General features: G+C 52.2%; 12 protein-coding genes. All 12 read right to left on the reverse strand.

The annotated features are described in order from the left end of the window. Positions 1-39: 39 nt before the first annotated feature. On the reverse strand, positions 40-4,347 hold the full coding sequence (locus B1748_RS26355; protein WP_087570929.1) for a PolC-type DNA polymerase III: 4,308 nt from the start codon (positions 4,345-4,347) through the stop codon (positions 40-42). A 45-nt stretch (positions 4,348-4,392) separates the two neighbouring features. Next, a complete protein-coding gene (gene proS / locus B1748_RS26360; protein ID WP_087570930.1) occupies positions 4,393-5,841 on the reverse strand; it encodes a proline--tRNA ligase in 1,449 nt (482 codons plus the stop codon). Positions 5,842-5,851: 10 nt separating this feature from the next. Next, complete coding sequence (rseP, locus tag B1748_RS26365; protein WP_087570931.1) at positions 5,852-7,126, reverse strand: RIP metalloprotease RseP; 1,275 nt, start codon at positions 7,124-7,126, stop codon at positions 5,852-5,854. A gap of 90 nt (positions 7,127-7,216) precedes the next feature. Next, the gene (locus B1748_RS26370; protein WP_087570932.1) at positions 7,217-8,356 is read right to left on the reverse strand and encodes a 1-deoxy-D-xylulose-5-phosphate reductoisomerase; all 1,140 of its coding nucleotides are present in this window, start codon (positions 8,354-8,356) and stop codon (positions 7,217-7,219) included. A 19-nt stretch (positions 8,357-8,375) separates the two neighbouring features. Continuing rightward, entirely contained in the window at positions 8,376-9,170 is a 795-nt protein-coding gene (locus tag B1748_RS26375) for a phosphatidate cytidylyltransferase (protein ID WP_087570933.1), read from the reverse strand. 27 nt (positions 9,171-9,197) lie between these two features. Then, positions 9,198-9,968, reverse strand: coding sequence for an undecaprenyl pyrophosphate synthase (locus tag B1748_RS26380; protein WP_087570934.1), 771 nt, complete (start codon positions 9,966-9,968; stop codon positions 9,198-9,200). Positions 9,969-10,063: 95 nt separating this feature from the next. Then, positions 10,064-10,618: a ribosome recycling factor gene (gene frr, locus B1748_RS26385; RefSeq protein ID WP_087570935.1), complete on the reverse strand. Its 555-nt coding sequence runs from the start codon at positions 10,616-10,618 to the stop codon at positions 10,064-10,066. Beyond that, positions 10,618-11,346: a UMP kinase gene (pyrH, locus tag B1748_RS26390; protein WP_087570946.1), complete on the reverse strand. Its 729-nt coding sequence runs from the start codon at positions 11,344-11,346 to the stop codon at positions 10,618-10,620. Before pyrH ends, frr begins: the two co-directional genes overlap by 1 nt. A gap of 115 nt (positions 11,347-11,461) precedes the next feature. Beyond that, positions 11,462-12,112: a translation elongation factor Ts gene (tsf, locus tag B1748_RS26395; RefSeq protein WP_087570936.1), complete on the reverse strand. Its 651-nt coding sequence runs from the start codon at positions 12,110-12,112 to the stop codon at positions 11,462-11,464. A 115-nt stretch (positions 12,113-12,227) separates the two neighbouring features. Continuing rightward, on the reverse strand, positions 12,228-12,926 hold the full coding sequence (gene rpsB / locus B1748_RS26400; protein ID WP_087570937.1) for a 30S ribosomal protein S2: 699 nt from the start codon (positions 12,924-12,926) through the stop codon (positions 12,228-12,230). 250 nt (positions 12,927-13,176) lie between these two features. Beyond that, a complete protein-coding gene (locus B1748_RS26405; protein WP_087570938.1) occupies positions 13,177-13,740 on the reverse strand; it encodes a hypothetical protein in 564 nt (187 codons plus the stop codon). Beyond that, positions 13,733-14,335, reverse strand: coding sequence for a DUF6115 domain-containing protein (locus B1748_RS26410; protein ID WP_087570939.1), 603 nt, complete (start codon positions 14,333-14,335; stop codon positions 13,733-13,735). Before B1748_RS26410 ends, B1748_RS26405 begins: the two co-directional genes overlap by 8 nt. Positions 14,336-14,658 lie beyond the last annotated feature (323 nt).

A 14,658-nucleotide genomic window follows, 5' to 3' on the forward strand; every position in this document is an offset into this window, starting at 1 on the left:
GACAAGGAATGATTTCTAGCGCTGCACAACGGCCTAGCGTCAGAATAACGACAATTGATTGGATTCCGGCAGTCCGCGGAAACAGCCCATGCCGTTTAGCACTTCAATAATGGTTTTCGTCGCTTTGGACTTCATCTGGAAGTCCTCGATCGACAGAAACTCCCCTTCATTCCTTGCGGCAGCAATATTGCGTGCTGCATTGTCGCCAATTCCCGCAATTGCGGCAAACGGCGGAATCAGCGAGTCGCCATCCACCTGGAATTTGATGGCATCGGAGCGATACAGATCGATCGGCTTAAACGAGAAGCCGCGAGCCGTCATCTCCAGCGACATCTCCAGCTGCGATACCATGTTTTTCTCCTTTGGCGTTGCGTTGAATCCTTTGGCTTCGATCTCGATCAGCTTGCGCAGGATAGCCTCGTAACCTTGGCACAACAGCTCCAAATCGAAATCGTCCGCACGAACAGTAAAGTAGGTCGCGTAATATTGGATAGGATAATACAGCTTGAAGAAGGCGGTGCGCACGGCGGATATAACGTATGCCGCCGCATGCGCCTTCGGGAACATGTATTCGATGCGCAAGCAGGAATCAATGTACCACGCCGGCACTTTGCAACGTTTCATCTCGTCTATCCATTCCGGCGTCAGACCTCTGCCCTTTCGGACGCTCTCCGTAATTTTAAAGGCGAGACCCGCGTCCATCCCTGCCTTATAGATAAGATACAACATGATATCGTCACGACAGCCGATTACCGTTTTGATGTTGCAGGTCCCGTTCTTGATAAGCTCCTGCGCGTTGCCGAGCCAGACGCCAGTGCCATGCGACAATCCGGAAATTTGCAGCAAGTCGGCAAACGACGACGGCTGCGTTTCCTGAAGCATCTGGCGGACGAACTTCGTCCCCATCTCCGGCACGCCATAAGTGGCGACAGAGGAGCGAATCTGTTCCGGCGATACGCCGAGCGCAGCCGTCGAGTTGAACATGCTCATGACTTTTGGATCGTTCATGGGGATTGTCGTCGGATCGACGCCGGTCAAGTCCTGGAGCATGCGCATCATCGTCGGATCGTCGTGGCCCAGAATATCGAGCTTGAGCAAGTTCTCGTCAAAGGCATGATAGTCGAAGTGGGTCGTCTTCCACTCGGCGTTTACGTCGTCGGCCGGATACTGGACCGGAGTGACGTCCTCGACCTCGATATAATCCGGCACGACCACGATGCCGCCCGGATGCTGGCCCGTGCTTCGTTTAACGCCCGTACAGCCGCTCGCAAGTCTTGCAAGCTCAGCCCCGCGCCACTTCTTGTGATGCTCTTCTTCGTATTTTTTGGCGAAGCCGTATGCCGTCTTCTCCGCGACCGTGCCGATCGTACCCGCACGGTATACGCATTTCTCGCCGAACATCTCTTTTGTAAAGTTGTGGGCTATCGGCTGATATTCGCCCGAGAAGTTCAAGTCGATATCGGGAACTTTGTCGCCCTTGAAACCGAGGAACGTTTCAAACGGTATGTCCTGTCCCTCGCCCTTCATCGGCTGCCCGCAATTCGGGCAAGCTTTGGAAGGCAGGTCGAAGCCGCTCGGCACGCTGCCGTCGAGGAACCATTCGCTTGTTTTGCATTCCTTGTTCAGGCACAGGTAATGGGCGGGAAGCGGGTTAACCTCGGAGATGCCGAGGAACGTCGCTACGACCGATGAGCCTACGGAGCCCCGGGAGCCGACCAAGTACCCGTCCCGGTTCGACTTCTTCACCAGCTTCTCGGATATGAGATAGTTGGCGGAAAACTTGTATTTGATAATCGGGACAAGCTCCTTCTCCAGCCGGTCGATAACGACCTGCGGCAGATCTTCCCCATACATGGACTTCGCCGTATCATAGCAGGTGTTCCGAATTTCCTCGTCTGCTCCTTCGATGTTGGGAGTAAATAGTTCCTTCGGAAACATGTCGTAGGCCTCAAAGCGATCTGCGAGCGCCGAGGTGTTCGTCACGACGACTTCGCGGGCGCGCGCTTCGCCGAGGAACGCGAATTCCTCCAGCATCTCTTCGGTTGTGCGGAAGTGGGCGTCCGGCTTGCGCATGCCCTTAAGCGGACTGAATCCGGTAATGCCGCCAATCGTGATGTCCCGATACATCTTGTCCCGCGGGTTCAAATAATGTACGTTGCCCGTCGCGATGACAGGTTTGCCCAGCGCGTCGCCGATCTGACAGATGCGCCGCATCGCGCCTTCGATCTCGGCCCGGCTGCCCACGAGTCCTTTTTCCACGAGATGCATGTAGAAGTCGATCGGCTGAATCTCCAGCACATCGTAGAACTCCGCGATATCCTGCGCTTCTTCATGCGACTTGTTTAGCACCGTTTCGAAAAATTCGCTTTTCTCGCAGCCGGAGATGACAAGCAATCCTTCTCTGAGCTCCACCAGCTTGCTCTTCGGAATGGTAGCAACGCGTTTAAAATATTCCGTGTGGGAAATCGAAATCAGCTTGAACAGATTTTTTTTGCCCACGGCATTTAGAGCATAAATATTGCAGTGAAAAGGACGTTGATTGGATAAGTCCAGACCGACATAATCATTTAATTGATGCAAATCCCTGACGTTGCGCTCCGCAGCGTCGCCTATCAAGCCGAACAATACGCCGCCAAGCGCGACGGAGTCGTCGATGGCACGGTGATGATTGTCCAGGCTGATCTTATACTTGTCCGACAGCGTATTAAGCCTGTGATTCTTCATCGTCGGGTGTAAAAATCTCGCTAATTCCAGCGTGTCCAACACCGGGTTGTTTACTTCGGGCAATCCCAGCGATTTGCAGTTCGCCTGGATAAAGCCGATGTCAAAGCGGGCGTTATGCGCAACCAGAACATCGTCGCCTATAAATTCGATAAACTCGCGCAGCTTCGGTTCAAGCTCAGGCGCATCCTGCACCATCTCGTCATTAATGTTCGTGAGCTGCTGAATATGATACGGAATTTTCTCATGCGGGTTGATAAAGGTCGAGAACCGATCCACTTCTTTGCCTTCCCGCATCCGAACGCCCGCGAGCTCGATGATCTTATTGTTTACGACGGACAAACCCGTCGTCTCGATGTCGAATACGATGTAGGTTGCCGTGGCAAGAGGCTCCTGCCGGGAATTCAGAACCATGGGGACCGCGTCGTTGACGACGTTCGCTTCCACGCCGAACAGCACTTTGATGTCATGTTTCTTGGCGGCTTTGACGGCATCGGGATAACATTGAACGTTGCTGTGATCCGTCACGGCAATCGCCTTATGCCCCCACTTTGCCGCCGTCTTCACATAGTCGCCAATCGATGTCACGGCATCCATCGTGCTCATCGTCGTATGCAGATGGAATTCGACGCGTTTTTCCTCGGCATGATCCTTACGGTCTGGCGGTGCGAGAACCTCATGCAGATCGTTCGGCATCATAACGAGCTCCGGCTCCTGCATAAAACGGTCGTATTCGATCCGTCCGCGCGCCTTCACCCACTTTCCATTTGCGAGCTGAGACAAAATTTTGACATCATCTTTTGTCTTGGCGAACATCTTCATCGCAATGGAATCCGAGAAGTCGGTGACGTTGAAGGTAAAGAGCGTGCTGCCGTTGCGCAGCTCCTTCATATCAAGCCCGAATACGGCGCCTTGCACCGTTATTTTCTTTTCCTCGTCCTGAATGTTCATGAGAGGCACGGCTTCATCGCGAATGTCGTAGCCGACAGCCAATCGCACGGCTTCTTCGCCGTCGTCGCCGGCTTCGCTCTCCGCGTAGGATTCCGCCATCAGTTGCTGAACGGCTTCCCGCTCCTCCTGCTCGATCTTCATCATAAATTGGTCGTAAATCTCCTGGTTCGCTTCCCCTACGGCCAGCTTCACCTTGCATTCGCGGTCAAAGTAAGTCCGATAGAATGAAACGACCGCTTCGTCGACCTTTTTTTTCCGTGCAAGCTCAAGCCCTGTGGAGTCCATGAGCGTCAGCGTAATAGCATCGCCTTGAGCGGCAAGCGCCGCCTTCTGCAACCAGCCGTTAACGGAAGCGATCTCTCGCTGAGCCCATTCCATAAAGAGCGGCCAATATTGCATAACGATATTTTCCGTATCGATGACAGGTTCATATTGGATCAAAAACGAAACGTCGGCAATGTGATGGAATTTCCGGCGAACCGCTTCACAGAAGCCAGTATAGGCCTGTAAAGGCACTATGGACGTTTTGCGGATGCAAAACGTCCATTCACGGTTGGACTTGCTTACAATTACTTGCTCGATATGGCCATCCTGGAAATAAGTATGAATAAGCTCCTGCGGCAGCTCCGCTTGCTGCATAAGCAGCTCGAAGCGCTGTCGCTTGTCGTTGGTCATGATCGTTCACTCCTGTCGATTCGAACTTTTGGATCTACGCCGATATTAATATGCGCGCGCAAATACGACAGTGTGTTTGGAGGCGTCGCCGCATACCAAACAGGTTGATTTCTGCGATGCAGGGTTAAACGGAATGTTGCGGCTCGTCGCTCCCGTCTCTTCCTTCACTTGTTTCTCGCATGCCTCGGAACCGCACCAGCCCGCTTCCACGAATCCGCGCTGCTCCTCCAGGAATGCCTTCATCTCGTCCAACGTGTCCACGCTGCGGGAGTTGCTTTCGCGGAACGACTTGGCACGCTCAAACATTTCGACCTGCGTCTCGTCCAGCATACGCTGAACTTCAACAAGAAGATCGGCTTGCTGCACAATGCGCTTTTCCCCTGTAATGCGCGAAACAAGGACGACAACGCCGTTCTCCATATCGCGAGGTCCAAGCTCCAGACGAAGCGGTACGCCTCGCATTTCGTATTCGTTGAACTTCCAGCCAGGGCTTACGTCGCTGCGATCGTCGACGCGGACGCGCACTCCGGCTTTCTTAAGCTCGGCATACAGCTCGTCCACTCTTCCGACCACTTGGTCGCGAGTCTTCGCGGGACCAATCGGAATCATGATCACTTGCGTCGGAGCTACCTTCGGCGGAAGCGCCAGGCCGCGATCGTCGCCATGAACCATGATCAGCGCGCCGATCAGGCGCGTGCTGACGCCCCACGAAGTCGTATGGCAGAACTGCAACGTATTCTCGCGGTCCAAATATTTGATATCGAACGCTACGGCAAACTTTGTGCCCAGGTAATGGGACGTTCCTGCCTGCACCGCGCGCCCGTCCTTCATCATCGCTTCGATGGAATACGTATCCACCGCGCCGGCGAACCGCTCGGAAGGCGTTTTCTCGCCTTTAATAACCGGAATCGCCAAGAAATTCTCGACGAAATTGGTGTATACCTCAAGCATTTGCATCGTTTCCTGGCGGGCTTCCTCTTCGTTCTCGTGCGCCGTATGACCCTCTTGCCACAGGAATTCGCTGGTCCGCAGGAAAGGCAGCGTGCGCTTTTCCCAGCGTACGACGTTCGCCCATTGGTTGATCAAAACAGGCAGGTCGCGATAGGACTGAATCCACTTCGCATACATATGGCCGATCATAGTCTCCGAGGTTGGGCGAATCGCCAGACGTTCTTCAAGCTTTTCGCCTGCCGCCTCGGTTACCCAAGGAAGCTCGGGATTGAAGCCTTCCACGTGCTCCTTCTCCTTTTGGAAGAAGCTCTCCGGAATAAAGAGCGGGAAATATGCGTTGCGATGTCCCGTCTCCTTGAACTTCGAGTCCAGTTCGCGCTGCATGTTCTCCCACAGCTCATATCCTTCCGGACGGAATACGATACATCCGCGCACAGGAGAATAATCCATTAATTCCGCTTTTTTGATGACATCGATATACCATTTTGAGAAATCTTCGCTTTGCGGCGTAATTTCCGTTACGAATCCTTTATCCTTGGACATGAGCGACTGACTACTCCCCTCGTACTAATCGTAAAATATCGTTATAGGTCACAACCAGCATCAATAACATCAACATCGCGAATCCGATGAAATGAACCATACTTTCTTTATTGGGATCGAGCGGCCGCCTTCTGACCGCCTCCAGCCCAAGGAACAGCAGTCTGCTGCCGTCCAGTGCAGGTACGGGCAACAGGTTAAAGATGCCTAAGTACAAGCTGAGCAATGCCGTCCATGAGGTCAACTGTACGATCCCCTGTTTGGCAATTTGACTCGTTACTTCCGCCGTTCTAACCGGACCGCCCAGATCGTCGAGCTTGAACTGGCCCGTAATCAGCATTTTGAAGCTTTCAAAAATATAAACGGTCATATCCTTCATGAGCGTGGCTGATCTCGTAATGGTCTCCCCGAACGATGCCGAGCGATTTGGAGGCGCGGCGCTGATTCCTACCTTGCCTTCGCCGGCTTCATTCGGTTTCGGGGTCACATTTATGCTGAGCGGCGCTCCGTCCCTGACAATATCAATCTTGACTTCCACGTTCGGCGACTTGGCGATAATATCAATCAGCTTGTCGAGATCGGTGCCGATCGCTATACCGTTAATGGAGTTGACGATATCGCCTTTCTTAAGACCTGCTTCCGCAGCGGGCATGCTTTCTTCCACTCTCGTAATGGACATGTAGGTCGGATTCTCTGCCGGAACGCCGACCATCTGGACGTATGCCCCGAACAGAACGAAAGCCAGGATAAAATTCATCATCGGACCGGCAAAAATTGCCATCGCGCGATGGCGCAGAGGTTTGCTGCCGAAATGACGGTCGATAGGAGCAATTTGAGTATCTTTGCCTCTCGCGATCACAAGCGCTTGCGTGTGCACGACATACGTTTCGGACTCGCCCTCTACGTTTAGCCTGATGGACAAGCTGCGCTCCAGATCGACGTGCTCAACCTCGCCGCGAACGGTATCGTTGCGCTCGTCCAGGCGATCGAGAAAGATGCGCGTCACCTTATCATCCTTGATCCGAACCGCTACCGTCTGACCTGGCTGAACCTCTACTATTTCGGGATCTTCACCAGCCATGCGGACAAAGCCGCCCGCGGGAATCAGCCTTAGCGTATATCTGGTTTCTCCACGTTTGACGGAGAAAAGCTTGGGTCCGAAGCCGATTGCAAATTCCCTGACGAGAATGCCGGCTCTCTTGGCGAAAAAGTAATGGCCCCATTCATGGATTGTCACAATGACGAAAAAAACGAGCACGGTCATAAATACGACCTGAATTGTTTCCATAGAAGCCTTGCCTCCTGTTCGTTACGGCCTGTACATAGATTATCATTATTCTCCCGTACGAAACAAGAGAACCACTTTCTGGGATGATAGTCAGACCGATGCCGCCAGGCGGCGAGCCCAATTGTCTGCTTCTGCAATGCTTTCCAAATCATTGACTTCGCTGACCTCATGCCGCTCCAGCACCGTCTCCAGCACCCGTTCGATGTCAAGGAAGGCGATCTCCCCTCGAAGGAAACGATCCACGGCGATTTCATTGGCTGCATTATATACGGCAGGAGCCGAACGACCTAATCGACCGCAATCGAATGCCATTCTCAGGCATGGATATCGTTCGAAGTCCATCTCCCTGAAATGCAGCTTGCCGATTGCGGCCAGATCCAGCCTTTCGGTCGGAGTCGTATGACGCTCCGGATACGTTAAGGCATATTGGATCGGTACACGCATATCCGGCATGCCGAGCTGCGCGACGATACTATGGTCGACGAATTCCACATAGGAGTGAATGATGCTCTCGGGATGGATAAGTACGTTTATCTGATCATAAGCAAGATCGAACAGCCAATGCGCTTCAATGACTTCCAATCCCTTGTTGACCATAGTGGCCGAATCGATGGTGATCTTCGCTCCCATGGACCAGTTCGGATGGCTGAGCGCTTCTGCAACCGTCACGCCTTCCAGCTCGCCGCGTGTTCGGTCGCGGAACGATCCGCCGGAGGCGGTGAGCGTAATGCCCCGAACACCTCTCATTGGTTCTCCGTTCAAGCATTGGTAGATGGCCGAATGCTCGCTGTCGATTGGAATGATCGGAACGTTTTTCTCTTGGGCTCGAGCCATTACGATATGCCCCGCTGTGACAAGCGTCTCTTTATTGGCTAGTCCGATTGCCTTGCCTTCTTCGATCGCCGCCAATGTCGCTGGCAGGCCGCGACTGCCCATTATGGCCGTAACTACCGTATCTGCGTCCGTCTCCGAGGCCGCTTCGATTAAACCTTCATCGCCGTATACAACACGCGTACCCGCAGGCAGATGCGGCGACACGCGGTCGGCAAGATCTTTGGTAGCCATGCTCACGATTGACGGCTTGAACTCTTTCGCTTGGGCAACGACCAGCTCTGTATTCGAGCCTGCGGTCAAAGCGGTAATCGTAAATCGTTCGGGATGATGCCGAACGATATCCAATGTTTGCGTACCGATTGAGCCTGTGGAGCCTAACAAAGCTATTTTTTTCATCCATGTTCCTCCATTACTGCTACACCGGAATGAGGCCGCATAACAGCAGCAGCGGAAATACGATAATCCAGCTGTCGCAGCGGTCAAGTACGCCGCCGTGCCCAGGCAGCAAAGTTCCCGTATCCTTGATCGCTCTGACCCGTTTGTAGGCAGACTGAATGAGGTCGCCGAATTGTCCGGCGACAGCTGCCACAAGTCCGATCAGCAGCGCCTTCGGCAAGCCAATAATATCCGGGGCCGACAAAGCGAATACAACCGCAACGATTAGTGCCAGCGCAACTCCGCCAAGCGCTCCCTCCACGGTTTTGTTGGGGCTGATTTCCGGCCACAGCTTATGTTTGCCGATCGCTTTGCCCACGAAGTAGGCACCCACATCTGAAGCCCATATACAGCCGAATGACAAGAATGACCAGAAAAGTCCGTTTGATTCCATCGTACGGACATCAATCATAGCGGAGAAGCCATAGCCGACGTAGATGGCTCCTAGCAGCATTAGAGCGGCACCGTCGATAGTAAAGTTGTTTTTGCTCAAAACGGTAACGGCTAACAGCAGAAACATGAGCATCCAAACGATGGTGGGCATCGAAGGAATCTCAATCTCCCAAGAAGCCCAGGGCAGCACAAACAGCAATACGCCGGCATAACCAACCAGTGCGGCTGGATGCAGCGGCTTAACGCCATTCATGCGTACATATTCACTAAATCCGATAATGGCAAGCAGAATGAGCAATCCGGTATAGAAAGCGCCTCCCGCGATCGTTAGCGCAACAAATAAAGCCCCGGCGAGAATACCCGTTATCAATCGTTGTTTCAAAGGATGGTCACACTCCGTCTAGTTGCGCTACACGCCGCCGTATCGGCGGGCGCGGCGTCCATACTCTTCTATCGCTTCATGAAAATGTTGTTCCGTGAATTCCGGCCAATAGACGTCCGTAAACCACAGCTCGGAGTACGCCAATTGCCATAACATGAAATTGCTTAATCGGAGCTCTCCGCTTGTTCGAATGAGAAGATCCGGATCCGGCAGTTCGCCGGACAGCAGCCTTTGACTGAATAACTCATCATTGATCTGTTCGGGTGTCAGCTTGCCCTCGCGCACATCCGCAGCGATCGCTTGCACCGTCTCCAGCATCTCCTTGCGGCTCCCATAATTGAGGGCGAAGTTTAGAACTAGCCCCGTATTGCCGGCTGTCTTCGATATTGCCTCTTCAACCGCGCTAAGCGTGTGAGGCGGCAAGTCCTCTCGATGTCCCATCATCTTAACCTGCACATTGTTCGCGATCAGATCTTCCAGCTCGATCTCCAAAAATTGCTGAGGCAGCTTCATCAGGAAATCCACCTCCGCTTTTGGACGTTTCCAGTTTTCAGTCGAGAACGCATACAACGTCAAATATTTGACGCCAAGCCGATTAGCCTCGATGGTTATGCGCTTCACGGTTTTCATGCCGGAATGATGGCCTGCCATGCGAGGCAGACCCCTGCGCTTGGCCCAACGGCCGTTCCCGTCCATAATGATCGCTACATGTTCCGGTACATTCTCGGGCGGAATGCCTTCGGTATGCGGTAAGGACGCTTTCGCTTTGCTTCGATTTGCCCAAAGCCGCTTGATCATCTGACTTCCTCCCAATCAGAAATAAGAAATGAGAAAACCTCTATCGGGAGCCGCAATGCGTTTGCGGCCGCGTGTAGAGGCAGGTTCTTCGCCAATCAGACTTCCATAATCTCTTTTTCTTTGGCGGACAATACTTTCTCGACTTCTGCGATAAATTTGTCGGTTGCCTTCTGGATATCTTCCTGATGGCGACGGGATTCATCTTCGGAAATATCGGATTTCTCCAGCTTTTTAATATCGTCGTTCGCATCTCTGCGAATGTTGCGGATGGCGACCTTTGCTTCTTCGGCGAATTTTTTGGCTGTTTTCACAAGATCGGCACGACGTTCTTCCGTAAGCGGCGGTACCGAGATACGAATCGCGGAACCATCGTTGGATGGAGTAAGACCGAGATCGGATTTCAGAATCGCTTTCTCGATTGCGGATACGGACGATTTGTCCCATGGTTGAATCATCAGCGTGCGGCTGTCAGGCGTATTAATATTCGCAAGTTGGTTAAGCGGCGTCATTGCACCGTAGTATTCAACCTGAATCCGATCGAACAGAGCGGGACTTGCTTTTCCCGCGCGAAGCGTGGCCAGATCGCGCCGGAACGCTCCAATTGCTTTATCCATGCGCTCATCGGCGCTTTTTTTGATGCTTTGCGGCATTATTTCGCACTTCCTTTCACGATCGTGCCGATCTTTTCGCCAAGGACGACACGTTTAATATTTCCGTTCTCCGTAATCGAGAAGACAATTAGCGGTATATTGTTATCCATACATAACGAGGATGCCGTAGAATCCATCACGCCAAGATTGCGGTTGAGCATATCCAGGTAAGTCAGCTCTTCGAATTTCTCCGCAGTGTCGTCCTTAAATGGATCGGCCGAATAGACACCGTCCACCTTGTTTTTCGCCATCAGGATAACCTCGGCCTCAATTTCAGCGGCGCGCAGCGCAGCCGTTGTATCCGTAGAGAAAAACGGGTTGCCCGTGCCTGCTGCGAAGATAACGACGCGGCCTTTCTCCAGGTGACGAATCGCACGGCGGCGGATATACGGTTCTGCGATTTGTTGCATAGCGATCGAAGTTTGAACGCGAGTTGGCACATCGATTTGCTCTAGCGCGTCTTGAAGCGCAAGCGAGTTCATGACCGTCGCCAGCATGCCCATGTAGTCGGCCGTAGCACGATCAATTCCTTTCGCCGTACCGGCGATGCCTCTCCAGATGTTGCCGCCGCCAACGACGATGGCAACTTCAACGCCAAGCTCCACGACTTCCTTTACTTGATTGGCAATCGACGAAATAACCGATGCCTCGATGCCGTAGCCTTCCTGCCCGGACAAGGACTCTCCGCTTACTTTCAACACGATGCGTTTGTATACAGGATGCTCCAACATGTTAACCTCCATCATGCACCTCGGGTGAGGTTCTTTGAATTGTATTTCTGATCGTTCCCGTTTCAAAAAAAGGAGGCGGGGCGGACGCCCCGCCCCGCCTCTCGCGTTCGGATTACAGTTTTGCTTGAGCCATAACTTCTTCTACGAAATTGTCGACTTTTTTCTCGAGGCCTTCGCCAAGCTCGTAACGAACGAAGCGACGGATCGAGATGTTTTCGCCGATTTTGCTGATTTTTTCGTTCAGCAAGTTGCTGATCGTTTTGTCTGGATCTTTAATGAAGCTTTGCTCCAGCAGGCAATATTCCTCGTAGTACTTGGAGATACGTCCTTCGACCATTTTTTCAACGATTTTTTCTGGTTTGCCTTCGTTGAGAGCTTGGTTTTTAAGGATTTCTTTTTCCTTTTCGATCTCGTCGCCAGGAACTTCTTCGCGGCTTACGAATTTCGGATTAGATGCAGCGATTTGCATCGCGATATCTCTGGCGAATTCGCGGAATTGGTCCGTCTTCGCAACGAAGTCCGTCTCGCAGTTGACTTCAACGATAACGCCGATACGGCCGCCTGCATGGATGTAAGACTCTACTACGCCTTCAGTGGCGATACGGCCAGCTTTGTTCGCTGCTGCCGAAAGGCCTTTTTCGCGAAGCAATGCGATCGCTTTTTCAACGTCGCCGCCTGTTTCGTCAAGTGCTTTTTTGCAATCGAGCATGCCTGCTCCCGTTCTTTCACGAAGCTCTTTAACCGCGCTAGCGCTAACCGCCATAAAAAACCCTCCTAAAAGTTTGCCTCATAATTTTTGTCAAAAAAAGGGTAGCGAGAGGTTTGCACCATCTGACCACCCTTTGTTGTTTGCTAAATTGTAAATTCGCAAGTATGGCTTAAGCCGTTGTTTGTTCGCCTTGGTTAGCTTCTACGATAGCGTCCGCCATCTTAGCTGTCAGCAGCTTAACCGCGCGGATTGCATCGTCGTTACCAGGGATAACGTAGTCGATTTCGTCCGGATCGCAGTTCGTGTCGACGATGCCTACAATTGGGATACCCAATTTGCGAGCTTCGGCAACCGCGATGCGCTCTTTGCGCGGATCGATGATAAAGAGCGCGCTTGGCAGACCCTTCATGCCTTTGATGCCGCCCAAGAATTTCTCAAGACGTTCTTTTTCTTTGCGAAGGATGATAACTTCTTTCTTAGGCAGAACCTCGAAAGTGCCATCCTCTTCCCACTTCTCCAGTTGCTTCAGACGATCGATACGCTTCTGAATCGTTTGGAAGTTCGTCAGCGTGCCGCCGAGCCAACGTTGGTTGATGTAGAAGTTGCCGCAACGCTCAGCTTCTTCCTTTACGGAGTCTTGAGCTTGCTTTTTCGTGCCTACGAACAGCATTGTGCCGCCTTCAGCCGCGATCGATTTAACAAAGTTGTATGCTTCGTCAACTTTTTTAACCGTTTTTTGCAAGTCGATAATGTAAATTCCGTTTCTTTCTGTGAAGATATAACGATCCATCTTAGGGTTCCAGCGACGAGTCTGGTGACCGAAGTGTACCCCAGCTTCGAGAAGCTGTTTCATGGAAATAACCGCCATTTCTTCAACACCTCCTGTAATGGTTTTTGTGTGTCCCTCCGCCGTTCGCTTCTTCCGTCGAAACTTTCGCCGGGCGAAAGCACCGTCAACGGAATTGAGCGGCGTGTGTTTTTAACACCGTCAATTAATATATCACATTGTACTGACGCATGCAACAAGCTTTTCTCAATATTTGCCGAATTTCGTTGAATTTATCGTTTAATTCCCGCAATGAAACGCTCTGCGCCGCCATAGGATGGCGATAGACATTTCACCTTGCAGGATATCTTTCGGCTTGTTTAGCCGTAATCGGTTTTCCGGAGACGATGGCGGCTGCTTGCTCCGCGTTTAGTTCATCGCGGTCAAACAAAAAATAACCGGCTCGTACCGGCGTGCTTGATGACTTCATTTCATCGATAAATGATTGCGAATCCTTAATAGCGCCTGCTTGCAGCAGCAGCTCGGCTGTTTCGGTGAGACTCATGCCGGGCTTGATCCGTACGACAAATGGTTCGAATGGTTCGGAGGTTGCCTCGGCAAGAGGCGTAGCGGACGGAGTTTCCGTAGCCGTCGCAGCAGTCGCTTCCGGCTGAAGCGATGGTACAGGTTCCTCCGACTCGGCTGCGGCTTGATCGCGGGAATCGGTTGAAGCTTGCGATGCCCCGCTTTCAACGGGCTCTTGCGAGGAGGTTGGCAAACCGCCTTGTTCAATCTCCTTGCCAAGCTCATCCAATCGATTCTGACTGGATTCGCCCATGTAGAACAACTGAAGCAGCATGGCGCCGACGATAATGCCAAGACCTAATCCCAACATAAATGAACGTTTGTTAAACATGCCGCGCCTCTTCCTGCTTGGCAAGGCCGATGATCAATTGAACCTCGCCTTTGTTCATGCCAAGTTTTTTGGCAATCGCTTCGATGGATTTGCCCTCCTGATACAGGCGGAACAGATCCGAGTATCTGGATGCTATGGATTGTGATTGGTCGGAAGGTCTCGCGCTTGATTGCTCACTTAGCTGAGATTGCGCATCATGGTAGTCCAAGCGGGAGCTCTCCCCTTGTGCCGGCATCGAAACAACAGATGCTTCCTCATGGACGGGTACGTTAGCAGCGGCCGCCGCTGATGCTGTGTTCGCCAGCTTGTCCAGCGTTTGCTGCAGTTGATCGCCCAACGCCTCGCAACGTTGTTCCAGCGCGGCTATGCGTGCATCCTTGCGTTCCGTTTCCTGCTTGGAGTCTGCCTGCGCATTGGCGATCATCTCCATTAGCTCTTCATTATCCTTCTCCATATTCTCCATAAATTGCTCCAGCGCCGTCTCCATGTTCTGCACAGACTGTACAGGCGGATTCGGCGCTTTATTCCTGGGCAGGCTGAGCGCCCATACTGCTATAACGGCGCCCAGCAACGCGATGTAATGCCATGGCTCCACCTGAACTACCGCCCTTCCATTTTGTTAAAGAGAAATCGGACTTTTTGAACAACCTTTTAAAGTGCGAGTTCAAAAAGTTCGGTTTTCAGCACATGAGCTAATGCTTCCGATGCTGCGTTTTTTTCAAAAACGCTGTAGAAGATGGAATGCAAGTAGAAACTGAGGAGCGGAGCGTAGTGGAAGCTACGTGAGCACCGGAAGTTTCGCTTACATTACATATTCGATGTCGAATAAGCTCCGTGGCATACTTCGTGATCAAAAGCGGACTTTTTGAACAACCTTTTAAAGCTTGACGTCAAAGCGCAGTCCTTTGTAGGGGTGCG

The organism is Paenibacillus sp. MY03, assembly GCF_002165585.1.
Lineage (GTDB): Bacteria > Bacillota > Bacilli > Paenibacillales > Paenibacillaceae > Pristimantibacillus > Pristimantibacillus agaridevorans.

Bases quoted from the DNA above. Each gene is read 5' to 3' on its own strand.
- rseP (WP_087570931.1), bottom strand. From the start codon at position 7,126: ATGGAAACAATTCAGGTCGTATTTATGACCGTGCTCGTTTTTTTCGTC.
- frr (WP_087570935.1), bottom strand. From the start codon at position 10,618: ATGCCGCAAAGCATCAAAAAAAGCGCCGATGAGCGCATGGATAAAGCA.
- tsf (WP_087570936.1), bottom strand. From the start codon at position 12,112: ATGGCGGTTAGCGCTAGCGCGGTTAAAGAGCTTCGTGAAAGAACGGGA.
- B1748_RS26405 (WP_087570938.1), bottom strand. From the start codon at position 13,740: ATGTTTAACAAACGTTCATTTATGTTGGGATTAGGTCTTGGCATTATC.
- B1748_RS26370 (WP_087570932.1), bottom strand. From the start codon at position 8,356: ATGAAAAAAATAGCTTTGTTAGGCTCCACAGGCTCAATCGGTACGCAA.
- B1748_RS26355 (WP_087570929.1), bottom strand. From the start codon at position 4,347: ATGACCAACGACAAGCGACAGCGCTTCGAGCTGCTTATGCAGCAAGCG.
- B1748_RS26380 (WP_087570934.1), bottom strand. From the start codon at position 9,968: ATGATCAAGCGGCTTTGGGCAAATCGAAGCAAAGCGAAAGCGTCCTTA.
- rpsB (WP_087570937.1), bottom strand. From the start codon at position 12,926: ATGGCGGTTATTTCCATGAAACAGCTTCTCGAAGCTGGGGTACACTTC.
- proS (WP_087570930.1), bottom strand. From the start codon at position 5,841: ATGTCCAAGGATAAAGGATTCGTAACGGAAATTACGCCGCAAAGCGAA.